General features: G+C 42.2%; 25 protein-coding genes. 24 read left to right on the forward strand and 1 reads right to left on the reverse strand.

Annotated features, from left to right (window positions below; all coding sequences use genetic code 11):
- The first annotated feature begins 259 nt into the window (after positions 1–259).
- From MJO57_RS15340 to MJO57_RS15385, 10 genes are all read left to right on the forward strand, one after another.
- Positions 260–1,621 carry an ISNCY family transposase gene (locus tag MJO57_RS15340; protein ID WP_252017318.1) on the forward strand — a complete coding sequence of 454 codons (1,362 nt, stop codon included), beginning with the start codon at positions 260–262 and terminating at the stop codon, positions 1,619–1,621.
- Positions 1,622–1,986: 365 nt separating this feature from the next.
- Entirely contained in the window at positions 1,987–2,973 is a 987-nt protein-coding gene (locus tag MJO57_RS15345; RefSeq protein ID WP_252026579.1) for an IS110 family transposase, read from the forward strand.
- Between the two features lie 375 nt (positions 2,974–3,348).
- Entirely contained in the window at positions 3,349–3,681 is a 333-nt protein-coding gene (locus MJO57_RS15350) for a nucleotidyltransferase domain-containing protein (protein ID WP_252026581.1), read from the forward strand.
- Positions 3,650–4,168, forward strand: coding sequence for a hypothetical protein (locus MJO57_RS15355; protein ID WP_252026583.1), 519 nt, complete (start codon positions 3,650–3,652; stop codon positions 4,166–4,168). The genes MJO57_RS15350 and MJO57_RS15355 overlap by 32 nt, the downstream gene beginning before the upstream one ends.
- Positions 4,169–4,234: 66 nt before the next feature.
- A complete protein-coding gene (locus MJO57_RS15360) occupies positions 4,235–4,555 on the forward strand; it encodes a nucleotidyltransferase family protein (RefSeq protein WP_252026585.1) in 321 nt (106 codons plus the stop codon).
- 142 nt (positions 4,556–4,697) lie between these two features.
- Positions 4,698–5,654 carry a radical SAM protein gene (locus MJO57_RS15365; RefSeq protein WP_252026587.1) on the forward strand — a complete coding sequence of 319 codons (957 nt, stop codon included), beginning with the start codon at positions 4,698–4,700 and terminating at the stop codon, positions 5,652–5,654.
- Positions 5,655–5,675: 21 nt separating this feature from the next.
- Entirely contained in the window at positions 5,676–6,521 is an 846-nt protein-coding gene (gene mtnP, locus MJO57_RS15370) for an S-methyl-5'-thioadenosine phosphorylase (RefSeq protein ID WP_252026589.1), read from the forward strand.
- An 8-nt stretch (positions 6,522–6,529) separates the two neighbouring features.
- Positions 6,530–7,225: a glycosyltransferase gene (locus MJO57_RS15375; RefSeq protein WP_252026591.1), complete on the forward strand. Its 696-nt coding sequence runs from the start codon at positions 6,530–6,532 to the stop codon at positions 7,223–7,225.
- Positions 7,180–7,908 (forward strand): DUF2064 domain-containing protein, encoded by a 729-nt coding sequence (locus MJO57_RS15380; RefSeq protein WP_252026593.1) that lies wholly within the window; start codon positions 7,180–7,182, stop codon positions 7,906–7,908. Before MJO57_RS15375 ends, MJO57_RS15380 begins: the two co-directional genes overlap by 46 nt.
- 121 nt (positions 7,909–8,029) lie before the next feature.
- Complete coding sequence (locus tag MJO57_RS15385) at positions 8,030–8,296, forward strand: nucleotidyltransferase substrate binding protein (RefSeq protein ID WP_252026595.1); 267 nt, start codon at positions 8,030–8,032, stop codon at positions 8,294–8,296.
- A 6-nt stretch (positions 8,297–8,302) separates the two neighbouring features.
- On the opposite strand, the gene MJO57_RS15390 is transcribed toward MJO57_RS15385, so the two are convergent.
- Positions 8,303–8,605, reverse strand: a complete 303-nt coding sequence (locus tag MJO57_RS15390) for a hypothetical protein (RefSeq protein WP_252026597.1) — start codon at positions 8,603–8,605, stop codon at positions 8,303–8,305.
- A gap of 682 nt (positions 8,606–9,287) precedes the next feature.
- Here MJO57_RS15390 and pseB point away from each other — a divergent pair.
- From pseB to MJO57_RS15460, 14 genes are all read left to right on the forward strand, one after another.
- Entirely contained in the window at positions 9,288–10,292 is a 1,005-nt protein-coding gene (gene pseB, locus MJO57_RS15395) for a UDP-N-acetylglucosamine 4,6-dehydratase (inverting) (RefSeq protein ID WP_252026607.1), read from the forward strand.
- Complete coding sequence (gene pseC / locus MJO57_RS15400) at positions 10,289–11,449, forward strand: UDP-4-amino-4,6-dideoxy-N-acetyl-beta-L-altrosamine transaminase (protein ID WP_252026609.1); 1,161 nt, start codon at positions 10,289–10,291, stop codon at positions 11,447–11,449. The genes pseB and pseC overlap by 4 nt, the downstream gene beginning before the upstream one ends.
- Positions 11,446–12,126, forward strand: a complete 681-nt coding sequence (gene pseF, locus MJO57_RS15405; protein ID WP_252026611.1) for a pseudaminic acid cytidylyltransferase — start codon at positions 11,446–11,448, stop codon at positions 12,124–12,126. The genes pseC and pseF overlap by 4 nt, the downstream gene beginning before the upstream one ends.
- Before the next feature lie 8 nt (positions 12,127–12,134).
- Positions 12,135–13,241, forward strand: coding sequence for a UDP-2,4-diacetamido-2,4,6-trideoxy-beta-L-altropyranose hydrolase (gene pseG / locus MJO57_RS15410; protein ID WP_252026613.1), 1,107 nt, complete (start codon positions 12,135–12,137; stop codon positions 13,239–13,241).
- Positions 13,219–13,869 (forward strand): UDP-glucuronic acid dehydrogenase, encoded by a 651-nt coding sequence (locus tag MJO57_RS15415; RefSeq protein ID WP_252026615.1) that lies wholly within the window; start codon positions 13,219–13,221, stop codon positions 13,867–13,869. The genes pseG and MJO57_RS15415 overlap by 23 nt, the downstream gene beginning before the upstream one ends.
- On the forward strand, positions 13,826–14,545 hold the full coding sequence (locus MJO57_RS15420; protein WP_252026617.1) for a formyltransferase family protein: 720 nt from the start codon (positions 13,826–13,828) through the stop codon (positions 14,543–14,545). The genes MJO57_RS15415 and MJO57_RS15420 overlap by 44 nt, the downstream gene beginning before the upstream one ends.
- 7 nt (positions 14,546–14,552) lie before the next feature.
- Positions 14,553–15,602, forward strand: a complete 1,050-nt coding sequence (gene pseI, locus MJO57_RS15425) for a pseudaminic acid synthase (protein ID WP_252026619.1) — start codon at positions 14,553–14,555, stop codon at positions 15,600–15,602.
- Positions 15,595–16,260 carry a PIG-L deacetylase family protein gene (locus tag MJO57_RS15430; protein ID WP_252026621.1) on the forward strand — a complete coding sequence of 222 codons (666 nt, stop codon included), beginning with the start codon at positions 15,595–15,597 and terminating at the stop codon, positions 16,258–16,260. Before pseI ends, MJO57_RS15430 begins: the two co-directional genes overlap by 8 nt.
- Before the next feature lie 96 nt (positions 16,261–16,356).
- Positions 16,357–17,763, forward strand: a complete 1,407-nt coding sequence (locus tag MJO57_RS15435; protein ID WP_252026622.1) for a hypothetical protein — start codon at positions 16,357–16,359, stop codon at positions 17,761–17,763.
- Between the two features lie 2 nt (positions 17,764–17,765).
- Positions 17,766–19,148, forward strand: a complete 1,383-nt coding sequence (locus tag MJO57_RS15440) for an oligosaccharide flippase family protein (protein WP_252026624.1) — start codon at positions 17,766–17,768, stop codon at positions 19,146–19,148.
- Positions 19,145–20,158 carry a hypothetical protein gene (locus MJO57_RS15445; RefSeq protein ID WP_252026626.1) on the forward strand — a complete coding sequence of 338 codons (1,014 nt, stop codon included), beginning with the start codon at positions 19,145–19,147 and terminating at the stop codon, positions 20,156–20,158. The genes MJO57_RS15440 and MJO57_RS15445 overlap by 4 nt, the downstream gene beginning before the upstream one ends.
- Before the next feature lie 24 nt (positions 20,159–20,182).
- The gene (gene asnB / locus MJO57_RS15450) at positions 20,183–22,117 is read left to right on the forward strand and encodes an asparagine synthase (glutamine-hydrolyzing) (protein WP_252026628.1); all 1,935 of its coding nucleotides are present in this window, start codon (positions 20,183–20,185) and stop codon (positions 22,115–22,117) included.
- Positions 22,101–23,243: a glycosyltransferase gene (locus MJO57_RS15455; protein ID WP_252026630.1), complete on the forward strand. Its 1,143-nt coding sequence runs from the start codon at positions 22,101–22,103 to the stop codon at positions 23,241–23,243. Before asnB ends, MJO57_RS15455 begins: the two co-directional genes overlap by 17 nt.
- The gene (locus MJO57_RS15460) at positions 23,231–24,370 is read left to right on the forward strand and encodes a glycosyltransferase family 4 protein (protein WP_252026632.1); all 1,140 of its coding nucleotides are present in this window, start codon (positions 23,231–23,233) and stop codon (positions 24,368–24,370) included. The genes MJO57_RS15455 and MJO57_RS15460 overlap by 13 nt, the downstream gene beginning before the upstream one ends.
- The last annotated feature ends 4 nt before the right edge of the window (positions 24,371–24,374 follow it).

Consider the following 24,374-nt stretch of genomic DNA (forward strand, 5'->3'; position numbering starts at 1 on the left):
AGCCGACTCGTGTCCCAACCGCCGTGCACTTCTCAACACTGGAGTTGGCGGCGGGGAAAAGACCGTCGGCTCCCCTGTACGGGGAACCGACCTTGTATCTCTCAAGGAATCTTGATTAGCTAGTTCTCGTCCAAAAACACAACCAATTGAAAACTGTAGATTTTATCCTGAAAAATTAAGTGGAGCCCTACTGCTATCTGGCGACTAAACTTCCCAAGAGCAAGAAACATAAGGGATTGCCAAAAACAGAGGACTCCAAATGCGCAAAAAACGCAACCCGCAGTGTAGTATGGAACTCCATTACGTACCTCATGAAATCTGCTCCCAGCTTTCCGGTATCTCGCAATGGCTTGACGCCCATCCACAGTTCAATGACTGGATTTATGAGGACTTAAGTTCTGGTGATAAACAGAACACTGGGCGGAACGGACTATCAGCAGAATCCGTTCTTCGTGCGGCACTCCTGAAACAGTATTTGAATTGTGATTATGACTACTTGTCGTTTGTTTTGATGGACTCCATGCTCTTTCGAGACTTTTGTCGCCTCGAACCAAACCAGCGCCCCAGTCGCTCCAGTTTGCATGGGCTCATCAGCCTTCTTACTGCATCTACATGGGAACGGATTAATAACTGTCAGCTAATGACCGCTAAAGATCAGGGTATTGAAAAAGGGCGCACTGTGGCTATTGACAGCACAGTCACCGAATCGGATATCAAACCTCCTTGCGACAGTGATCTTTTAGCCAGTTCCGTTAAAGAAATTTGTCGGCTGCTGGAACGGGGACAAACACTGACAGCGACACCGCTTTATGAATATACCCATCACAACCGAGCCGTAAAAGATGCGGCCAGAAAATGCATCTACGCTGGCAAAGAAGAGCGGCATCAGCATTATAAAAAACTGCTGCAGTTGACCCGAAAATCCCGGAAGGTACTTATCGAAGCTACTGTCACGCTAGCAAACGCCCGTCAGCAGGGGCAGTGTCTCCTGGCTGATGATGCCGACAAGTGGCAGGCAGATGTGGATCACCTGTTACCCCTGGTGGATGCAATAGTCTCCCAGACAGAGCGCAGGGTCTTTAAGGGTGAAAAGGTGCCAGCCCAGGAAAAAGTGGTTAGCCTGTATGAACCCCATACGGATATCATCGTAAAAGACAGGCGGCAAGTACAGTATGGCCATAAACTGAACCTGGTTCAGGGAAAAAGTCGATTGATCCTGGACCTGGTTATTGAGGAAGGTAACCCAGCGGATTCGGACCAATTCATTCCGATGATGGAAAGACAAAAAGAAATTTATGGTCGTGTACCTCGCCAGACAAGCGGTGACGGCGGATACGCGTGTCGCGCTAATTTGGAAAAAGCCAAGGCCATGGGAATCAGCGATGTAGCTTTTAATAAGAAGCGCGGACTTGAAGTCGAAGAGATGACTAAAAGTCAGTATGTGTATAAAACGCTCTTTCGCTTCCGGGCAGGTATTGAAGCGGGAATTTCGTGGCTAAAGAGATGTTTTGGGCTATCACGTTGCCACTGCAAGGGTTCTGAGCGTTTTGATTCTCATTGCTGGTTATCGGTGGTCTGTTACAACCTGGTGATTCTGGCCAGACACCCGGCACCATCCTGATAGCCACCTCCACGCTACATGAAAGTACCTTTCCAGCATGGTGGGAGGATGTTTTCTGCCTGCTTTTCGCGTTTTTCTCCAATATCCGTCCCAGATTAGAGAAAAAAAGGGAAGAGTTTTTGCGGCTCTCTGGAATTTCAGGAAATATCAAAACGCACGTACAATCTAATTATGATTGCCTGATGCGTTTTTGGACGAGAACTAGCTACCAAGGTTCCAACAGGTTCAGTGAGATTGTAACCGACCTTAACGCTATTTGATGTTGTGGTGTAGATAAATCCCTGAGCCTGATCTATCTCTAAAATATTGGATGGTATCCAGGCACCTGCTTCGCAGTGATGCCGCATGTACAAGGCTAATGAGAGATGATTAATTATAATTACGTCGGTGTGGATGTTAGCAAGAATAAGCTGGACTGCCTGTGGCTGAAAGATCCAGAAAAGAACAAGGTAAAGACCAAGGTGTTTGATAACACTCCTAAAGGTCATCAGCAGCTTGCCACGTGGTTGCTGGATAATACCAAGGCGAAACCTGAAGAGATTTATATCGTTCTGGAGGCAACCAGTATTTATCATGAAGTCCTGTCTTATTACCTGCATGGGGCTGATTTTCTTGTGAATGTGGTCAATCCATCCAGGGTGAGAAACTTTGCCAAGGGGCTTGGAACGCTTCAGAAAACCGATAAAAAAGACAGTGCTGTTTTGGCCAGGTTTGGTCATCAGAATGGTATTCAGCTATGGAAGCCAGAGCCGGACGAAATTCGTAAGCTGAAGTCAATGCTAGCACGACTGGAAGCGCTGGAAAGCGACTTGCTCAGAGAAAAGAATCGACTGGAAAAAGCAGAAATTACGCAGTCATCACAAGTGGTTTTAGCCTCATTGGACAAAATGATCAAAGAGCTAAAAGCCGAGAAAAATAGGGTTGAACGAGAGATCAATGATCATATTGATCAGTTTCCGCACTTAAAGACAGACCGTAGACTAATGCTAACCATCAAGGGGATTGGCCCAGTGGTTTCCAGATGGATGTTATCAATAATCCATAGTCGAAGTTTCAAGGCGGGGAGCAGTGTTGCGGCTTTTCTTGGCTTGGTGCCCAGACTACGGGAGTCTGGTGAACAGAAAGGGCGAAGCCACTTGAGCAAGGTGGGGCCTGCTCATATCAGAGCCAAGTTGTATATGGCCGCAGTAGTGGCTATCAAGCATAACCCCGATATAAAAGCCCAGTATCAGCGGCTATTGTCTAATGGCAAGACCAAGATGCAAGCGATTGGAGCGGCAATGCGGAAGCTTGTACAAATTTGTTTTGGTGTTGTTAAACACCAGAAAGAATATCAGCCTCAGTTAGCTTGAGGCTGAATCGGAGAGCTGGCATTTACGCACAGACCTACCTTGCTTGCGCAGGGTTGGGTTTGCTGATATCAGAGTCAGGGGCTAGCCAGTATGACCCGGATAAAAAGGCCAGTATCAACGGCTATTGATGAATGGGAAGACCAAAATGCAAGTGATCGGAGCAGCAATGCAGAAGCTTGTACAGGTTTGTTTTGGTTTTGGAAAACACCAAAGTAAATATCAGCCTCAAATAGCTTGAGGCTGATCCTGAGAGATGGTATCTACGGTTTATAAAGCCGCTCATCCCCTGCCAGAGTAGTTGATCTCTATTTTTTGGCGATTTCAGTTTTCTTAATGTCTACCCTAAGAATAAATAATAATGGCAGGTCAATACCATTGAGAATCACAAACAAACAGGCGGGCCATATTTGCAACGTGCTTCAGCATTACTTTGGTGCCAAAACTGATATCTGGCTCTTTGGCTCCAGAGTTGATGATAACCAGCGTGGTGGTGATATTGACCTCTATATAGAAACTGACCTGCAAAGCCCGGAAGCGGTTATTGATGCCAAACTCCACAGCCTGGTTGCCATCAAGCAGCACATCGGTGACCAGAAAATTGACCTGGTCATCTACCGACGAGGAAAACCCCGGGAAGGGATTCACCATGAAGCCAGAAATACCGGGATTCAATTGAATGGCAACCGAGCAGGACAAAGGAATGGGTAGCGGACGACAAATTGCCGACGTTATCGGGCACACCCTCTGGATTTGTGACCGTCATGCCTTGCGCCTTGAATGGGTGATGGCCGAAGTGAAAAGCCTGTTGCCATTGAGTGCCAAAGCGTTTGAAAACCTTGCCCCGGCTGAAGTGGCGTACATGGATCAATTTGCCACCCGGTTTAGTAAATTACAGGATGCCATGGGAGCAAAACTCTTTCCTCAGGTGCTGGATTTGGTGGGAGAGCAGGGGGCGTTGAACACCTTTATCGACCAGCTCAACCGGCTGGAAAAAATAGGGGCGATTGATAATGCAGCCCAATGGCCTCTATTTCGTGAGGTGCACAACGCTTTTGCCCATGACTACCCGGAAGACAGTGAACTGAATGCCGAGACGTTGAACCGGGCCTTGCCGCTGGTCAGCGAGTTATTAACGGTCTATCGCAACATTCGGGATTTTGCCTTGCGCTATGGCGCTGTTTTGCCTCGGGCTTGATTTAATGGGCGCTTTTATTAAGGATGCGGTTGCCCTATACGAAACGATGAGCGGGGAACCCTGATTATGAACTGCTCTACCGATCATCCCCCGGAACACCTTGACCTGACGCACGATGAACTGTTAGTGCTACAGGCATTGCTGAAAAAACATTTGCCAGATATCGAAGTCTGGGCTTATGGCTCAAGAGTCAATGGCAAGGCCCATTCAGCATCGGATCTTGATATGGTCACCTTTTCCGGCCCGGAACAGGCGATTGCGATAGCTGAACTTCGGGAGGCACTGGAAGAGAGTAACCTGCCATTTCGGGTCGATCTTTTTGTTTGGGATCAGGTGCCTGAGCATTTCCGGAAAGTGATACGGGAAAAGTATGTTGTTATTCAATAGTCAAACAGCAAAAAGACTCTTCCTGATAGTGGTGGTGAAAGACAGATATCGTTAACCTTTGGCTGTTTTTCCAAGATTGAAAAGCTAACGTATTACTGGGGTTATGAGGGGCTAAGCTGTCTCGCCAACCGGAATGAACTGCATGAACTTGATTATCAATAAAGAAGCGCTTGAAAAGTCCGGCAAGTTTTCAAACCCTGACTGGACAGCAAAAGGCGAGCCCCGTGCCAAAGTCGGCCTGAAGCACTTGTCGACCTTATGGTTTAATACCGGAACCCTATGCAATCTGGCATGCAAGAATTGCTATATTGCCACGCCCGGGAATGACCGGCTGGTTTACATCTCCCATGGGGAAGTGGTCACCTATCTCAACGAGATCAGGGATCAGGATTTAGGCACGACCGAAATTGGCATCACCGGCGGCGAGCCTTTCATGAACCCGGACATCATTCCGATCATGGAGAGCGTGCTGGAGCGAGGCTTTGAGTTGCTGGTACTGACCAATGCCATGAGGCCGATGATGAAATGCGCAGACGATCTGCTTCGGCTTAATCATAAATTCGGATCGAAGATGACACTGCGGGTATCGGTCGATCACTTCCAACCGGAACTGCATGAGGATGAGCGCGGCAAAAACAGCTGGAAGCCAATGATGCTGGGGCTTAAATGGCTGTCTGACAACGAGTTCACCATCGATATTGGCGGACGCACCCGCTGGGGCGAGGAAGAAGAGAAGCTAAGGTCAGGGTTTGCCAGGTTCTTTGCCGACAACAACATCAAGATCAATGCGTTCGATCGCAAGCAACTGGTCCTGTTTCCTGAAATGGAACCTGCTGAGGATGTTCCCGAGATCACCACCGATTGCTGGGGCATTTTGAATGTCGATCCGTCCGACATGATGTGCTCATCCTCCCGCATGGTAGTGAAGCACAAGGGCGATGATCGCCCAACGGTTCAGTCGTGTACACTACTTGCCTATGACCGGCAGTTTGATCTGGGACCAACGCTTGTAGAAGCGTCGAAACCGGTTTCGCTCAATCATGTGTTCTGCGCAAAGTTCTGCGTGCTCGGCGGCGGCGCTTGCAGCGTAAAAAATTAGACATTCTCGGGTAACTGACAAATGCTGGCAATCATTGGGGGAACAGGTCTTTACGACGTTGAAGGTCTGGAACTGGTATCAGAAGAAGAAGTCGATACACCGTTCGGCACGCCATCTGCGCCGCTGAGCACGCTGAAATCAGGCGACAGGGAAATTCTATTCTTACCTCGCCATGGTAAGGGGCATGCCTTCCTGCCCCACGAGATCAATTACCGGGCAAATATGTATGCGCTTAAGCAGGCCGGTGCGCGAATGGTATTGGGGTTCTCAGCGGTTGGCAGTCTGCGCGAAGAAATTGCGCCTGGCGATTTTTCCATTCCCTCTCAATATCTCGACCTCACCAAAGGTAAGCGCGAGGCTACCTTCTTCGGTAATGGCATTGCTGCGCACGTTTCCACTGCGGTACCAACCTGCCCTGCACTGTCCGGTTGGGTGAAGCAGGTAGCGCAGGAAAAAGCCGTCAAGTTGCATATGGATAAGACCTACGCCTGCGTTGAGGGGCCGCGCCTTGGTACAAAGGCCGAGAGCTGTTTCATGCGGCGAGCCGGATGCGATCTTGTCGGCATGACCAATGTTCCGGAAGTTTTCCTCGCCCGTGAGGCGCAGCTCTCTTACGCAACCATCTGCATCGCCACCGATTATGATTGCTGGCTTGATGATCCTGATCAACATGTGACGGTTCAGGCGGTGATAGCACGGTTTAACGCAAGCCTTGCGAAGGCCAGGGAACTGCTGATGGCACTGTTGGCTTTGCCCTTGCCGACGATTGATGAAGACTACCGTAAAGCACTTGAAATGGCGGTGCTCACCCCTGACAGAGCATTGAATGAAGAGCAGCTGGCCATGCTGGAAGTGCTGCGAGCTTAGTTTCAGATATGCCCGTTTCGGTCATCATCCCAATTGCGCCCAATGATGATGCCTGGGTCGACCTCATTCCACAGCTGCAATTGCCGGAAAATAGCGAGATTATTATTTGTCCTGGCGAACAGAATGTTAACCCGGATGTATCTGGTATTTCCGAAAACGTCAGGCTCACTGTTTGCCGCGAAGGGCAAGGAAGGGCGGGGCAGATGAATGCGGGCGCTCATAGGGCAATACACGACATGATCTGGTTTTTGCATGGGGATTCGCGGATTAATCAGGAAACACTTAAGCAACTGGGTCATGGGATAGCCAGGAAAGCCGAAGCCCTCTACTTTTTTGATCTGAAGTTCCTGGATGATGGACCAAAGGCAATGGGCTGGAATGAAAGGGCGGTTCGCTGGAGAGCAGGGTGGATGAAGATTCCGTTTGGTGATCAGGGGTTCTTAATACCGAAGGTACTCTTTTTCAGGTTAGGCGGATATCGTGAAGATCTGGCTTATGGCGAAGACCACGTCTTTGTCTGGAAGGTAAGGCAGGAGGGATACCCGGTTATTCGGCTCCCTGCACCGGTTCACACATCAGCTCGCAAGTACCGCAAGGGTGGCTGGTTATCTGTTACTGTGAAGCACGTCTGGCTGACCATTGTGCAGGCTGTGCCCAATTGGCTGGAGCTGAAACGGCGGCAGCTGATGCGAGTATTCCGATGAAGATAGCTGTTGCGATTTTTGCCAAGACGATAGGGCTGTCGCCGGTTAAGTCGCGGCTTGCCTCGACTGTCGGCGTGGAGTTGGCTGAAGCATTCTACTCGCGAAGCATTGCCTGTACGCACGACATGATGTTGTCTGTTGTAGCGACCAGCAAAGTCGAGGTGTTCCCGCACTGGGCGCTCGCTGAAGAAGATGGACCAGTGCAGTTTAATGGACGGGGGTATCCCGCATTGTGGACCGGGGAGGGTGATCTTGGAGCAAGGCTCGCGACGATCTCTGAGAGACTCTTTGATGACTATGATGGCGTTGTGATGATTGGATCGGACAGCCCTCAACTTTGCAGCGAGCGCCTGGTCAGTGCCATTGCACAGATAAAGCATGATCCAGATTTATGCATAGTGGGACCAGCGGAGGATGGAGGTTTTTACTTCTTCGGCACGGGACGCCCCGTACTCAGGAAAGTCTGGGAAAGCGTAACCTACAGCAAGGACACGACATTTAACGAACTGGTCTCTCATTTGGAAGGCAGGGATATTCACTACTTGCCAAAGGAACAGGATGTAGACGCGGCTGAAGATCTCAAGAGACTTGAGAACAATCTCTCAGGCAAGGTTGGGCTAAGTGAGAGTCAGAAAGAGTTATTGCAGTGGCTGCGTTTAATCGAGGGTGCTTTGCCTGATTAATGTGTGAATAAAAAGCGTTTATGATCTCAATGGTGCTAACTTAAGAGATCACTTCTGACACATTGTAAGTGATAAGTAGTTAATCTTTCTTTTGAATGCTAAAAAAAGGAATGATGACTGCATGTGGAAAGTGCTAAATCGCTATTTGAAAATCAGCCTGGGGTTACCTGATGTCCCCAACAGTCCGAAAACGTTATTCCGTATTGCCAATGAAAACCGATTGTTGCCTTCGGATGTTGGCCAATGGTTGATCTATGCAGATAGCCGCATTGGTACATCCGATGATTATGATGGCGAAAAAGCAAATGTCGCACTTGATTTAATGGGTACTTTTATAAAGGATGCGGTTGCCTTATACGAAACCATGAGCGGGAAACCCTGGTTATGAATCGCTCTACCGGTCATCCCCCGGTACATCTTGACCTGAGGCACAATGAACTGTTGTTTCTACAGGTGTTGCTAAAAAACATTTGCCAAGTATCGGAGTCTTGGCTTTTGGCTCAAGAGTCAATGGCAAGGCCCATTTCGCATCGGACCCTGATATGATTGCCTTTTCCAGCCCGGGGCGATTGCGATCGCTAAGCTTCGGAAGGCGCTGAAAGAGAGTTACCTGCCATTTCGGGTCGATCTTTTTGTTTGGGATCAGGTGCCTGAGAATTTCCGGAAAGTGATTCGGGAAAAGTATGTTGTTGATCAATAATTGTTTGATTTTACGCTGAAGATTGACATTAACAGCAAAAAAAGCAAACCGATCATATAGCAGTTAGTCTGCTGTAGGATGGCAAAACCTTCAAAGTCCTAAGGCTAAAAAGAAGTTCAAAACGTACCGGCATACTCTGAAAGAAGAAGCTGGCGGAATTGACAAAGTCATCAAGGCTCTGGCTTACCAACACAAAAAACACCCGCGCCGATCCAAGCTTAAGACCGAACTGGAATACACCAGAAAAAATAACTCACGGATGTACGTAGAGCATTTGTCAAAAAGTCTCCCCATCGGCTCAGGAGTGATTGAGCAGCAAGCAAAGCACTGGTTACTCAGCACATGAAATGTTCGGGAATGCTTTGGAGAAATCCGGGAGACCAGGGGATTCTAACGCTGAGGTCTTTAATCCAGAGCGACTGGTTTGGTAGGGTTGGCGGCTACTGTCATTCAGCTATCGAGCCAAGATCAGCGTTAATTACGACAATGTCAACCCATTTCCTAATAAAGTAGATCCATAGTACTTGTCAGTATGAGACTTTCACCCATTTATATGCTGAGAAAATGAAAAATAAAAATAATCTGATAGCAGAATTTTGATATTAAAAAGATTTGAATGATTATATTAGTTAAAGCTTTAGTCTTTTGATGAAGCTAGATAAATTTTAGAGGGTGGTAAATGTTTAATAACCAATCTGTGCTGATTACTGGTGGTACTGGCTCATTTGGAAAGCTCTATGCCAAGACTATTCTTGAACGCTACAATCCAAAAAGGATTGTTGTATATTCTCGGGATGAACTAAAACAGTTTGATATGCAGCAGGAGTTTAACCATCCTTGCATGCGTTATTTTATTGGAGATGTAAGAGATCGCGATCGTATGACTCAGGCCATGCGTGGTATTGATTACGTTATTCATGCTGCAGCACTAAAACAAGTTCCTGCAGCTGAATACAACCCAATGGAATGCATCAAGACTAATATCCATGGTGCAGAGAACGTTATTCATGCGGCATTAGATAATAATGTCACTAAGGTAATAGCGCTTTCTACTGATAAGGCAGCAAATCCCATAAACCTGTATGGTGCAACCAAGCTTGCATCCGACAAACTGTTTGTTGCAGCAAATAACATGGCAGGTGGTCATGATACACGGTTTGCAGTTGTTCGATATGGCAATGTTGTAGGTTCCCGGGGGTCTGTAGTTCCATTTTTTAGAAAGATGATTACTGAAGGCTCTAATTTTTTACCTATTACTCATCAGGAGATGACAAGATTCTGGATTACCCTGCAACAAGGGGTTGACTTTGTACTAAAAAACTTTGACCGCATGAAGGGTGGAGAAATTTTTGTTCCGAAAATTCCTTCAGTTAGAATAGTTGACTTGGCTTCAGCCATGGCGCCAGGATTGGATCAAAAAATCATTGGGATTCGCCCTGGTGAAAAGCTTCATGAAATTATGTGCCCTGCTGACGACTCCCACTTAACTATTGAGTTTGATGATCACTATGTCATTGCCCCAACTATTAACTTTGTAGATAGTGATAACGACTACCATGTTAATGCATTAGGTGAAAAGGGAGCGACGGTTCAGCAGGGTTATGAATATCATTCGGGAAAAAACAATCACTTTTTAGATATTTCGGAAATTATTGAGTTTAACCGTATGGCGGACATGGCATGATTCCCTACGGTCGACAAGAGATAACACAGCAAGATATTGATGCTGTTGTGCAAACCCTCAAGTCTGATTTTTTAACACAGGGGCCACAGGTGCCTGCTTTTGAGCACGCACTTATGGCGTATACCGGTGCTAAATACGCTTTTGCTGTCAATAGCGCTACCTCTGCCTTGCATATCGCATGTCTTGCTCTTGGGTTGGGGCCTGGTGACTGGCTCTGGACAAGTCCTGTCACTTTCGTTGCATCTGCTAACTGTGGGCTCTATTGCGGTGCGCAAGTAGACTTTGTAGATATTGACCCAAACACATATAATCTCTGCCCAAAAGCATTAGCTGAAAAGCTGGCAGTTGCTAAAAAACAGGGAACACTCCCTAAAATACTTGTACCCGTGCACTTGTGCGGGCAGCCCTGTGAAATGGAGAAGATATATAATCTGGCCCAAGAGTATGGAGTTAAGATTATTGAAGATGCGTCTCATGCAATCGGTGGTAAATACCATGGATCACCCATAGGTAATTGCCAGTATGCAGATATTACTGTCTTCAGTTTCCATCCAGTCAAAATTATTACTACTGCTGAAGGCGGCGCTGCTCTAACCAATGACCAAAAACTTGCTCAGAAAATGGCACTGTTTCGAAGCCATGGTATAACCCGGGATCAGTCGTTAATGACAGAGTCTTCTCATGGTAGCTGGTATTACCAGCAAATTGAGCTGGGGTATAACTATCGGATGACCGAGTTACAGGCTGCATTGGGTATTTCGCAGATTGAGAGGTTAGACAGCTTCGTAGCGAAGCGTCATGAGTTAGCACAGAGATATAATAATAAGTTAGCTAGTTTACCTATTACACTACCCTATCAGCTACCGAGCACTTACTCTGGGTTACACCTTTATGTAATTCGTCTTCAGTTGGATAAAATTAATAAAAGCCATTCAGAGGTATTCAGACAGCTGCAAGAACAAGGTATTGGGGTTAATTTACACTACATTCCGGTTCATACCCAACCCTATTATCAAAACCTTGGTTTCAGGGTCGGTGATTTCCCTAATGCTGAACAGTACTATCAAGAAGCGATCTCTCTGCCAATGTTTCATAACATGACCATTGATCAGCAGGATCAGGTTGTTAATGTATTAACAGAAGTACTTGGCAGATGAAAATTGCAATCATTCCAGCCCGGGGGGGAAGTAAACGAATCCCTCGAAAAAACATTAAGTTATTTCATGGCAAACCGATGATTGCATGGTCAATCGAAGCTGCGCGCAAGGCAAATTGCTTTGACCGTATTATCATCAGCACGGATGATGCGGAGATCGCTGAAGTAGCGCGTAATTATGGTGCTGAGGTGCCTTTTGTTCGTCCAGAAAAGCTGTCTGATGACTACGCTACTACTGTTGACGTTATCCGTCATGCGGTGAACTGGTTATCTTATCAGGGCCAAACACCTAAACTTGTTTGTTGCATCTACGCTACCGCTCCATTCATACAAGTGGAAGATCTTCTCCAGGGGCTGAAGCTAATGAAAGCTTCTGAGTGTCATTATGCTTTCTCTGCAACCACCTTTGCGTTTCCAATTCAGCGGGCATTGAAGATAGATGGCCATGGTAAAGTTTCAATGTTTCAGCCTGAGCATCTACTAACACGTTCTCAGGATTTAGAAGAGGCATACCATGATGCTGGGCTGTTTTACTGGGGAAAGGCAGAAGCCTGGCAAAGGGCTGAGCCTCTGTTTGGTTCTGCCTCCCGTCTTGTTATGCTAGACCGCCATAGGGTTCAAGATATTGATACTCCAGAAGATTGGGAGCGGGCTGAGCGATTATTCCAGTTACTCTAAGGTAACACATGTATATTGTTATTCGTGCTGATGCCTCCCATGAAATAGGTACCGGTCATGTAATGCGTTGCCTTACATTGGCTAAGAAACTCAGGCTTCAGAAGCATCAGATATTAATTATCTGTAAAAACCATCCAGGTAATTTAAGTACACTTATTGCCAGCTATGGCTTTACCCCGGTGATACTGGACGTGGGGCCGTCAGAGAAGACTAAAAAGTTACAACATGCCCACTGGGTTGGGGGTTCACAAGAGCAGGATGCACTTGAGTCAAGTAGGGCTATTCAGCAGAATCTTGCAGGTTGCCCAGACTGGATCATTGTAGATCACTACGGTTTAGACTGTAGCTGGCAAAAAACAATGCAGAAGAAATTTCCAGAAAGCAAAATAATGGTAATTGATGATCTGGCAGACCGGGAACATTGCTGTGAGGTATTGCTGGATCAAACTCTTGGTCGGTCTGCTAATGCTTATGCTAATTTACTACCTCAAAGAACTATAAAGCTTTTGGGAACCAAGTATGCTTTGCTACGAGATGTTTTTTTGGTTGATAATAAAGAAATAATTCAGCACAGGAAAATTCGTTCAAAAATTGGTCTTGATCGGTTGCTAATTATGATGGGCGGTACTGACCACCTGAATAAGTCTGCAACAGTTCTCAATGCTATAGCTTCTCATAAAGAGATCAAAAAAATTACCGTTGTACTCGGTCCAACGGCTATGCATAAACAACATATTGAGCAGTTATGTAAGAGTATTGATAACGCATCGTTGATTGTAGGCTCAAATGATATCAGTCAGTTACTTATAGAACATGATTTCTGTATTGGTGCGGCAGGAACGAGTTCTTGGGAGCGTTGTGCACTAGGTTTGCCTGGTCTTGTTATGGCCTTTGCGGATAATCAAAAAACTATTGCAAATAATTTATCTAAATCAGGTGCCTGCTTTTACTTACCAGTTGATTTTAGTTCGTTCGAACTTAACCACTTGTTGAATGAAGTAAGAAAACCCGAAGCTTACATGAGAATGGTGAGTGACAGCCTTAAAGTATGTGATGGGGTAGGTGTTCGGCGAGTCATCGAGACGTTGGAAAATGAACTCAATCAAAAGCATTAATATTCTGGTCGATAATGATTCATGGATTCTACCTTATACAGATCTTTTAGTAGATTGGGCTGAAAAGCAGGGGTTTACCGTTAATTACTGTCGATCTCAGGATAACTTGGTGACTGCAGATGTTAGCTTCTACCTTGGTTGTACTAAGATAGTGAAACCTCAAAAGTTGGCACTTAGCTTTTTGAATTTGGTAGTGCATGAAAGTGATTTACCGAAAGGAAAAGGTTTTGCCCCGGTTGCCTGGCAAATCCTGGAAGGTAAAAAGACTATACCTGTATGCTTGATAGAAGCTCTCGAAAATGTTGATAGTGGACGAATCTGGTTAAAAGATATAATTGAACTTTCAGGCCATGAGCTTTGCGATGAATGGAGAGAATTACAAGGGCAGGCAACGATTAGAGTGTGTCAGAATTTTCTTAATAAATACCCAGAGCTATCACCTCAGTCACAATTGGGTGAAGAAAGTTTTTATTTCAGAAGAACTCCATCAGATAGTGAATTAAACCCTGATAAAACTATAGCTGAACAGTTTGATCTATTACGTGTAGTAGATAATGAACGCTATCCTGCCTATGTAACGCTTAATGGTAGAAAATACTACATTAAAATTTCAGAATGCCATGAATAACCAATATATAGTTGCCACGATAAAGAAATGGAATACAGATCAATTTAATAAGAAGGTGTGTAATTTTCCTGGAGAATGGAATTTAATAACTTCACCTGAAGAGTTAACTATAGAAAATTTGGAAAAGATAAATCCAAGATATATATTTTTTCCTCACTGGAGCTGGATTGTTCCCAATGAAGTTTTAAAACGTTGGGAATGCGTCTGCTTTCATATGGCAGATGTACCCTATGGTAGGGGAGGGAGTCCTTTGCAAAACCTTATTGTTCGAGGCCATAAGAAAACAAAGTTAAGTGCTCTAAAAATGATTGATGAGCTCGATGCAGGCCCTGTTTATAAAAAAATACCTCTAGATTTATCTGGTTCTGCCCAAGAAATTTTTGAGCGCATGGCACCGGAGATCTTTGATCTAATCAATTATATTGTGACAGAAGAACCTACCCCAGAAGCACAGTCAGGAATTGCAACGGTGTTCAAACGCCGTACTAAAGATCAGAGTAAGCTTCCTGAGTCAGCAACTCTTGAAGTATTATACGACCATATTCGTATGTTAGATGCAGAAACATACCCTAAGGCATTTATACAGTATGGTAGTGTGCGTCTAGAGTTTGATAAAGCCAAAATTGATGCAACGGGTGAGCTTACTGCTCGAGTAAAATTTATTGAAAAATTTTGAGTGTTATATGAAAACTATTGAAATAAATGGCCAAAAAATCGGTTGTCAACACAAGCCATATATTATTGCTGAACTGTCTGCTAACCATAATGGTTCAATTGATCGAGCTTTGAAAACCATTGAAATGGCAAAAGCTTCAGGTGCAGATGCAATAAAATTACAAACATATACAGCTGATACGATGACTATCAATTGTAATAAACCAGACTTCCAGATAATCGGAGGATTATGGGATGGGTATAAGCTTTATGATCTTTATGAGTGGGCTCATACACCATTTGAATGGCACAAAGCCATGTTTGATAAAGCGCGTGAAATTGGTATCACTGTATTCTCAACACCTTTTGATGAGTCAGCCGTTGATTTATTAGAATCACTCAACGCACCAGCGTATAAAATTGCCTCCTTCGAGCTTACTGATTTGCCTTTGATTAAACGGGTTGCTCAAACTGGTAAGCCCATTATTATGTCTACAGGAATGGCTAATTTTAAAGAAATTGAAGAAGCTGTTATGACAGCAAAAGCACATGGATGTGAAGAACTTGTTGTTCTGCATTGTATTAGTGCTTATCCTGCACCAGCAGAACAAGCCAACCTAGCAACAATAGCAGATATTGCTGAAAAATTTGATTGTGTTGGTGGTTTGTCTGACCATACTCTAGGTACTGCTGTTGCAATAGCGTCAGTAGCTTTAGGGGCACGTGTCATTGAAAAACATGTGACTTTAAGCCGCAACGATAAAGGGCCAGATTCCGAATTCTCTATGGAACCAGATGAACTAAGGCAACTTTGTATGGATACTGAAGTGGCATGGAAGTCAATAGGTATAGCTGGTTATGAAAGGAAACCAGTTGAAGAGCCCAGCATGAAATTTAGGCGTTCAATTTACTTCGTGAAAGATATCAAGGCTGGCGAAGCAATAACTAAACATCATATTCGCAGGATTCGTCCAGGTTATGGTTTAGCTCCTAAGTATTTTGATGAACTAATTGGTAAAACAGTTAATCAGAACATTGATCGAGGCACAGCTACTTCGTGGAAACTAATCAATGAATAAAATTCTTGTAGTAGCAGCGCATGCTGATGATGAGACTCTAGGGTGTGGTGGTACAATTGCCCGACATATTGCTGAAGGAGATCATGTAAAGATCTTGTTCATGACAGATGGTGTATCTTCTCGGGGGACTCAGCAAGCAGCTTGTGAAATAAGAAATAGTGCAGCAATCAAAGCCTTAAGTGCACTTGGTACAAAAGACTATCAGCAACTTGATTTCCCTGATAATAAGATGGATAGTCTGCCATTGCTTGAAATTGTAAAGCCAATCGAGAGCGTTATCAGTACATATCAGCCTAATATTGTATATACACACTTTGCAGATGATCTCAATATTGATCATCGTATAGTTAATCAGGCAGTGATGACAGCTTGCAGGCCACAAAATGGAAACAGCATTAGAAAGATATTTTCTTTTGAAGTTTTATCCAGTACCGAATGGAATTCTACTCAAAGACCAGTCTTTAACCCCCAGTATATTGTCGATATAAGTGACTACTGGGGAAAAAAAGTTAATGCACTAAATGCATACAAAGAAGAGCTTCGAGTCTTTCCTCACAGTAGAAGTTTGGAGTGTATCGAAGCTCTAGCAATTTTGCGTGGTGCAACACATGGAATCACTAAGGCTGAAGCTTTTGTAATCGAAAGATATTTGGTTTAGTTCTTAAAGTTTTATTGTTGGCTCAAAAGAAATTAAAATAAATTTTTGATGATCGTTAGAACCTGTAGTTTAGGTTGTTAAAATTAAAGGCTTGTTTTGAAAAGTATACTTGTAATTTCTGACTGGGACTTTGCATATATCTGGCGTGAAGTTATTAAATCAGTAAAAGAAAGATGGCCGGAAGCTTCTATCCATGTTCTTGTTATTGGGAGAATGTATGCAAAGGAGTATGTAGACTGTGGCCTGGCCAGTTTAACTGTGCTACAAGACTTCTTAGAGGACTTTAGTAAGGTTGAATTCTCTGCTAATAAACTCGATGCACTTCAGGATATGTATGGGGCTGGAGTAATTTGGAATGGTGTTTGGGCAGATCGAAACTGGGTAAAGCTAAATGAGTACGAAATAAGTAAACGAGTAATTGAAACTTATGGTTTTTATGAAAAATTATTTGACCAAGTAAATCCTGATGTTGTCTATACAAATGCTTATGCCTCAATGCCCCACTATGTAGGTAAGGTTGTTGGGGAAAAAAGGATGATACCTTTCATAAAGCCGGTTCACACTCGAATCAAGGACTATCAGATACAGTCAAGCACGCTTCAAGAAAAATTTGAACCTAACCTGGAAGATTTGACAGAAGAGGATTTAAAAATAGCGGCTGAGGCCATTGAAGATATTTGTGATAAGTATGAGAAACCATCTTATGAAATTAATCAATCTGGAAAATTTAACTTTGATATAGGTCTTGCTTTTCGAGGCATAAGGTATATTTACAGGAAATATATTTCTGGTGAGTATAAAGGGGATCACACAAAGGAGGGCGTAATCGAACGGGTGTATAACAATGTTGTTGTTAGAGGAAGGCGCTACTATCAAAAGAGATTTAAAGAATATTCACCTATACCTGAAAATTTCGTTTATTTCCCACTTCATGTCCAACCTGAAGCCAGTACAATGTTATTGGCTCCACTATGGCTTGATCAGGTGTTTGTAATCGAAGCTATCTCTAAGTCATTGCCGCTAGGGTGTGCTGTTGTTGTTAAAGAACATCCGCAAATGGTTGGCAAGAGAGAACTGGATTTTTATAAACGATTAGGAAATATTCCAAATGTTGTAATTGTAAATCCCTTTGAGAATAGTTTAAAAGTCCAAAAGAAATCCAAAGCAGTATTTTCAATTACCGGAACTGCTGCTTTTGAAGCAGCAATGCTCGGAAAGCCTTCTTTTATTCTAGGTGAGACAATATTCAGGAACTGCCCTGGTGTTACAGCTCTGGATAATATTTCTATTAAGGATTGGCGGAAACTAATTGAGATTGAGCTTTCGCATATTACTCCAAGAGATGAAGTGGTGGATTTTATTGCCTCACTACTGAAATCTTCATGGAGGATAAACTTCTGTGAGCCTAATCTGAATAAGGATGTAGTTTTGACTACTGAAAATCTTAAAAGAATATCTGAGTTTTTTATTGCTGAAACAGAAAAATCTATATTGAATAATTGATTATGTCATTTAGTGTAGTAAAAAAAAGCTCTTTGAAATTGATTACCATGCCTTTGGTTATGGGGCTTGGTTTTTTAGTTAATATGACTCTTCCTAATATCTTACCAAGTGAAGATGTTGGGATGATTAACTTTTCTATGACACTGAGTGTGGTATGCTCAATATTTTTAGGTATGGGGTTGTCTAATGCAATTTTAAGATATTATGAAAGATATGGTAAAGATATTCTTTATACGAATCTCTCTTTTATTTTTTTGATTTCAATAGTTTTATCACCACTTGCTATTACCTTAATAAGCTTTTTTGGTTTTAGTATCACAAACTCTTTTTATATTTATTTTATAGGTGTTCTGTCGGCTTTTTTTTCGAACTTTGAAAAGCAATCTATAGTTAGAGGAGGGGTGTTAGGTAGTGAGTTTTTTGCTTCTCTTGTGACACGACTAGCTCCGTTGATCCTTATCTTTTTCTCTTTTTTTACAGGCTTTATATCTGATTATAATGTCTATGTGAAATCTCTGTTTTTTGTTTCTTTCTTGCTTTTTTGTGTAATAGTAATTGGATTCTTTTTATTAAATCGAAAGGTTCGAATTCTTGAGTGGTGTGAAATTAAGACTGTCGCTGGTTACTCTTTTCCCTTGATGATGTCTGGCTTGATGTCTTTTATATATCTTTGGGGAGATAGCTTTATAATTAAGATAATGGCTGAGAGTAAAGAACTGGCTTATTACAATATCGCATACTTATTTGCATCATTGCTGAAATCTTTATCTGTAATTTCTATAACATCTCTATTGATTGCAAAAATTAGTTCGTTAAGTGAAAAAAATCAGATTGAAGAATTTGATAGAGCTGTTGATTTTAGCCGCACCGTAGGAATAGTTGTTTTTTTCTCTGTAATTGGCTCCTACCCAATAATATATGGTTTTTTATTACCTGAAGAATACAGTGCTGGAGGAGTAGCGTTATATGTACTGTTATCAGGGATGCTTATTGTTGCATATGTTGGTCCTGTTTCAGCCATTGCTGCTGTTAAAAATAAACAGTATATATTGCTTAGAAGTAGTATCTTGTCTGCTTTTTTTAATGTCATTCTTGGGGCTATACTAATAAGGCATTTTGGTATAACTGGTGTTGCAGTTTCTACAGCATTATCCGAAATTATTTTTAGTTTGCTGATAGTGAAGGGGGTGAAGTTTGAAATAAAAAAAGTTCGTAAGCCATATTTATTTTTTTCTTTTTCTCTTTTGGTTATTTTTTTAATTAAGTTATTATTTCTTGATGAACTTGCTTTTTCTGTGGTTGGAATATTTTTTAATTTGCTTGTTTATTTTTCTTATTTACTTCTTGTTTTTGTTTTTTATGCCCGAAAGTATATTTTTAAATGATATATATTGCTTCTTTATATCCTGATACTGGTGGTTCTCATATTGTAATGAAAATGGCTTATGAAACTCTCAGGAAGGGAGGGTTTAACGTTATTATGCGGGCCTTTATTGAGCAGTCAGACCTTCAACCATTTGCTAGGATTTTGCCCGATATTCGTAGGAGAAAAATTGTTTTTATCGGGATGTTGGTTTATTGTTTTTTTTGTGAGCTTATTTACTTAATAAAAAATCGACCAAGTTGTATTTATGTTCATGATACAATGTCGCTTATCTTCTATGGAGTTATTGCAAAAATACTAGGTATTCAGTTAATTTGGCATGTTCACTTTTTCACAGGGAGTGGTCTTAAAAGAAAGATTAAGTTTTTTCTTAGTGATTATAGAGTTTATGTTAGTCAAACTGTTAAAGAAGGGTTGGATGACGCTGATTCAATTCTTCTTTATAATCCAGTTGTTGATATGCAGCTAAGTCGTAAATTTACAGATTTGCCGACTTCATCCTATTCGATTTTCTATCCGGCAACAATTTGTTCACGAAAACGGAATTTTGAAGTTATTAATTTATCGAGTGCTCTTACTAATTTGGAAGTTCCACATAAGATTTACTTATGTGGTGATATTCAAGATCAGTTAATTATTGATAGAATTGAAGGTAGTGTGCTAACAACTGTTGAGTATTTAGGTAGGGTTAGTCTTGACTATATATCGAATAATGCCGATGCCTTAATAAGTCTTTCAAGTTCTGAATCTCATGGTTTGATAATGACAGATGCAATAAATATGAGTATTCCTTTTTTTGGACTTTATCTGCCGTCATTTAGTGAGATATCTTTGAATACAAGCTATCCTCGTAAATTTATAGATCATTCGAATATTTTCTCTCTTGCTGAAGCAATTGGAAAGTATATCACTTGGAAACAACCAAAAAAAATTAAAAATAAATTATTAAGTGTGTATTCAATGTCTAAGTTCGAAAAAACACTTATCAATTTATTCACATCTTTTACCTGATTTTTTATTGGCCTGAATATTTTCATGTGTGGATTTGTCGGTTTATATTCTCCTGCAAAAAAAAGTGATAATGATTTTACTGTACTTGATAAAATGAGCCTTTCTATAAGGCATCGCGGTCCTGATGGAAGTGGTGTTTGGATAGATCGTAATGAAAATATAGGATTTGCTCATCGTCGACTTGCTATTCAGGATTTATCATCTGCAGGTCGCCAGCCTATGCTATCTAAGGCTAATAGATTTGTTATTGTTTTTAATGGTGAGATTTATAATCATCTTGATCTCAGAAAGCAGCTAGAAAAAGTACAGGCCATCCAATGGTCTGGTCATTCTGATACAGAAACTATACTAGCTTGCTTTGATCAGTGGGGTATTGAAAAAACACTATCCTTACTGCTGGGAATGTTCTCCTTAGCTGTTTGGGATAATAAAGATCAGACTTTGACTATTGCTCGAGATAGGGTTGGTGAAAAACCTCTCTATTACGGATGGAATAATGGTACTTTTCTATTTGGCTCTGAATTAAAAGCTCTCAAAAAACATCCTGATTTTGATGCTGAGTTAAATCGAGATGCTTTGAGTTTGTTTGTACGTTATGGTTATATACCTGCACCTTATTCAATCTATAAATCTATTAATAAGCTTGAGGCAGGGAGTTTTTTAATCATTTCTGATAAGCAGAAAAATGGTATTAAGAAAAAATATTGGTCTTTTATTAATAAAGCCACCGAGAATAAACAAAATAAGTTTCAAGGTGCTGATACGGATGCGGTAGACCATCTTGAGTCTCTTATTAGAAGTTCAATATCACAACAACTTTTATCTGACGTTCCTGTTGGTGCATTTTTATCTGGTGGTATAGATTCATCCCTTGTTGCTGCTATTATGCAGTCAGAATCTAATACACCTATAAAAACCTTTAGTATTGGATTTAATGAAGATAAATTTAATGAGGCTGAGCATGCCAGGTCAGTAGCTGAATTTCTTGGTACAGAGCATACCGAGTTTTATGTCTCTCCTTCAGTGGCAATGGATGTTATTCCAAAACTTCCAAAAATATATGATGAGCCTTTTGCAGACCCTTCTCAAATACCTACCTATTTAGTGTCTGAACTTGCCAGAAAAAAAGTGACAGTGTCATTATCTGGCGATGGAGGTGATGAACTATTTTGTGGTTATAACAGGTATCAATTTGCAACTAATATTTGGAATAAAGTATCAAGGATTCCTCCTGGTCTAAGGGAACCCGCTGGTAAACTATTAGGAGCTATAAATCCTCATCATTTGAATTCGGCTGCTAATCTTTTCTCTCCGGGTGGTAATAGTTTAATTGGTGATAGAATAAATAAAGGTAGTCGACTTATTAATTCATCATCATTAGAAAACCTTTATGTTAAACTTATTTCTCATCATCAGTCACCTACTCAAATTGTAAAGCACTCAATAGAGCCAAGTGTATTATCAGATTATTATTCCACTGATTTAACTCTTTTTTCTGATGTCGAGCGACTAATGCTTTTTGATGGCTTAATGTATTTGCCTGATGATATTCTCGTTAAGGTAGATCGAGCAGCAATGGCCGTCTCTTTAGAAACAAGAGTTCCTTTATTAGACTATCGAATTGTTGAGTTTGCATATTCGTTACCGACGTCGTTTAAATTCAAAAATGGGATGTCCAAGTGGCCATTGAAACAGATTTTATATCGGCTTGTACCAAAGTCTATTGTTGATAGACCCAAAATGGGATTTGGAGTGCCTGTTGGAGACTGGCTAAGGGGGCCATTGAAAGACTGGGCAAATGAATTGTTAGATCCTGAAAGACTTGTGCAGGAAGGCTTTCTTGATTCAGTTTCAGTTTCTTTATTATGGCAAGAACATTTGTCTGGTCACCGAAACTGGTCATATTTGTTGTGGAATATTCTAATGTTTCAGGCATGGCTTGATGCTGACCAGGAGTAGAGTTTTGAGAGTAGCTCATATTATTTCTGGCCTTAATGACGGTGGTGCGGAAGGTGCTCTATACAGATTATTGACTGCTGAATCATTACATCAGCATGTTGTTATTTCCTTGACTGATAGAGGGAAATATGCGGACTTCATTGAGTCTTTAGGTGTTCAAGTTATTTGTTTGAACATGAAAAATGGAGCGTTGTCCTTCAAGGGGGTTTTTCAACTCTACTCTATGTTGAAGAACGAGAAACCTGATGTGGTTCAAACGTGGATGTATCATGCAGACTTGGTTGGGGGCATGCTGGCAAGGCTTGCAGGCATAAGGAATGTTTATTGGGGGGTAAGGCATTCTGACTTTGGGTCTGATAAACGTATCTCTAAAACTTTTGCTGTTGCAAAGTTATGTGCTCTGATTTCTCCATGGGCACCGAGAAAGATTATTTGCTGTGCGCAACGGGCCGTCGATAGTCACTTGGATATTGGTTATACGAATAATTTTCTCGTTATACCGAATGGCTATGTGGCAAAAAGTGAGGTGGAAGGTGATTCTTTTCGTAGAGAGTTGGTGGAGAAATTTGGTTTTGCTAAAGACTCACCTCTTGTTGGTATGGTAGCTCGATATAATACTCAGAAAGATCATACTGGGCTTATTAAAGCTATTTCATTGCTTCAGGATAAGTTGGTGGATTTTAATTGCGTGCTAATTGGCCCTGGCGTTGACTCATCCAACACTGAGCTTATGGAGCTTATCAGTTCATGCAATCTACAGCATCGTGTCAAACTCCTTGGCGCAAGAGCTGACATACCTTCTGTGATGGCTGGTCTTGATTTGCATGTCCTTTCCTCATCTCATGGTGAGGCATTCCCAAACGTTGTTGCGGAGGCCATGCTTTATGGAACCCCTTGTGTTGTTACTGATGTGGGAGATGCATCAATGATTGTTGGGGATTACGGTTGGGTTGTGGCTCCGGGTAACCCTGTTGTTCTTGCAGATTCTATCGAGTCAGCGTTAAGTGAGTTCAATGAGAATGCTCAAGTATGGAATGAGAGATGTCAATTGAGCTGTAAACGGATAACCGATCATTATGGCTTAAATAAAATGGCACGAAACTTTTGTGATGTTTGGGAGAACTGATAGTTTTGAGTCAAAAAATAGCCATTACATCAAACACAAGCTGGTATCTTTATAACTTCAGAAGAAAAACTATCGCTGCAATGGTTCATGAGGGGTACCAGGTTTTTGCTATTGCGCCTTATGATGAATATTCGGCTCGGCTCGCTGATTTAGGATGCAAATTCATCCACGTCCCAATTGATGCTGGTGGGAAATATCCTGTAAATGACATCAAAACATTTCTGAAGTTTTGCAGGATTTATTTCAAAATAAAGCCGGATGTGGTCCTCAATTTCACTCCCAAGAATAATATTTACAGTACCCTTGCTGGCAAGTTAGCTGGTGCAGCCTGTATCAATAATATTGCAGGCTTGGGGGTTTTGTTTATTAATGAGAATCTGGCGTCTAAGCTGGCCAGAATTTTGTACCGTATCAGTCAACCCTTAGCCCGGAAGCTTTTTTTTCAGAATGAAGACGACCGTCAACTTTTTCTTAAGCATGGAATTGCTCCTGCGAAGATAACGGATAGACTGCCCGGGTCTGGTGCTGACCTTACCCGCTTCAAGTATACGGCAGCACCTGATGATGGCGTTGTACGTTTTTTGTTAATAGCGCGTATGCTATACGATAAAGGGATTCAACAGTATGTTGAAGCTGCTGCAGTACTGAAGGCCAATTATCCCAATACTGAATTTTTGCTACTGGGTTTTCTCGATGTAGATAACCCATCTGCTGTATCTGAAAGAACGATGGATACCTGGGTTTCCATGGGGAATGTGAAATATTTGGGTACCTCCGATGCTGTTGAGGATGAAATTGCCAGGGTGGATTGTGTTGTCTTGCCCTCATATTACCGCGAAGGAGTTCCAAAAAGTCTTTTGGAAGCTGGCGCGATGGGGAAACCGTTGGTGACAACCGATAATGTTGGCTGCCGTGAGACCGTTGATGATGGTATGAATGGTTTTCTCTGTGCACCAAGAAGCTCTCAAGATCTGGCCTGTAAAATGGAGAAAATTATCCTGGCTGGCCATCAACAAAGATTAATGATGGGACAGAGGAGCCGGGATAAAATGGAGCGAGAGTTTGATGAAAGGGTTGTGATCAATAAGTACCTTGATGCTATTAAAGAAGTGCTGAAAATGCCTTGATTCA

This window comes from Endozoicomonas sp. SCSIO W0465 (assembly GCF_023716865.1).
GTDB lineage: Bacteria > Pseudomonadota > Gammaproteobacteria > Pseudomonadales > Endozoicomonadaceae > Endozoicomonas.

What these genes read in the sequence shown, in the direction of transcription:
- MJO57_RS15340 (WP_252017318.1), top strand. Translation starts at nt 260, where the DNA reads ATGCGCAAAAAACGCAACCCGCAGTGTAGTATGGAACTCCATTACGTA.
- MJO57_RS15345 (WP_252026579.1), top strand. Translation starts at nt 1,987, where the DNA reads ATGATTAATTATAATTACGTCGGTGTGGATGTTAGCAAGAATAAGCTG.
- MJO57_RS15355 (WP_252026583.1), top strand. Translation starts at nt 3,650, where the DNA reads ATGGCAACCGAGCAGGACAAAGGAATGGGTAGCGGACGACAAATTGCC.
- MJO57_RS15360 (WP_252026585.1), top strand. Translation starts at nt 4,235, where the DNA reads ATGAACTGCTCTACCGATCATCCCCCGGAACACCTTGACCTGACGCAC.
- MJO57_RS15365 (WP_252026587.1), top strand. Translation starts at nt 4,698, where the DNA reads ATGAACTTGATTATCAATAAAGAAGCGCTTGAAAAGTCCGGCAAGTTT.
- mtnP (WP_252026589.1), top strand. Translation starts at nt 5,676, where the DNA reads ATGCTGGCAATCATTGGGGGAACAGGTCTTTACGACGTTGAAGGTCTG.
- MJO57_RS15375 (WP_252026591.1), top strand. Translation starts at nt 6,530, where the DNA reads ATGCCCGTTTCGGTCATCATCCCAATTGCGCCCAATGATGATGCCTGG.
- MJO57_RS15385 (WP_252026595.1), top strand. Translation starts at nt 8,030, where the DNA reads ATGTGGAAAGTGCTAAATCGCTATTTGAAAATCAGCCTGGGGTTACCT.
- pseB (WP_252026607.1), top strand. Translation starts at nt 9,288, where the DNA reads ATGTTTAATAACCAATCTGTGCTGATTACTGGTGGTACTGGCTCATTT.
- pseC (WP_252026609.1), top strand. Translation starts at nt 10,289, where the DNA reads ATGATTCCCTACGGTCGACAAGAGATAACACAGCAAGATATTGATGCT.
- pseF (WP_252026611.1), top strand. Translation starts at nt 11,446, where the DNA reads ATGAAAATTGCAATCATTCCAGCCCGGGGGGGAAGTAAACGAATCCCT.
- pseG (WP_252026613.1), top strand. Translation starts at nt 12,135, where the DNA reads ATGTATATTGTTATTCGTGCTGATGCCTCCCATGAAATAGGTACCGGT.
- MJO57_RS15415 (WP_252026615.1), top strand. Translation starts at nt 13,219, where the DNA reads ATGAACTCAATCAAAAGCATTAATATTCTGGTCGATAATGATTCATGG.
- MJO57_RS15420 (WP_252026617.1), top strand. Translation starts at nt 13,826, where the DNA reads ATGGTAGAAAATACTACATTAAAATTTCAGAATGCCATGAATAACCAA.
- pseI (WP_252026619.1), top strand. Translation starts at nt 14,553, where the DNA reads ATGAAAACTATTGAAATAAATGGCCAAAAAATCGGTTGTCAACACAAG.
- MJO57_RS15430 (WP_252026621.1), top strand. Translation starts at nt 15,595, where the DNA reads ATGAATAAAATTCTTGTAGTAGCAGCGCATGCTGATGATGAGACTCTA.
- MJO57_RS15440 (WP_252026624.1), top strand. Translation starts at nt 17,766, where the DNA reads ATGTCATTTAGTGTAGTAAAAAAAAGCTCTTTGAAATTGATTACCATG.
- MJO57_RS15445 (WP_252026626.1), top strand. Translation starts at nt 19,145, where the DNA reads ATGATATATATTGCTTCTTTATATCCTGATACTGGTGGTTCTCATATT.
- asnB (WP_252026628.1), top strand. Translation starts at nt 20,183, where the DNA reads ATGTGTGGATTTGTCGGTTTATATTCTCCTGCAAAAAAAAGTGATAAT.
- MJO57_RS15455 (WP_252026630.1), top strand. Translation starts at nt 22,101, where the DNA reads ATGCTGACCAGGAGTAGAGTTTTGAGAGTAGCTCATATTATTTCTGGC.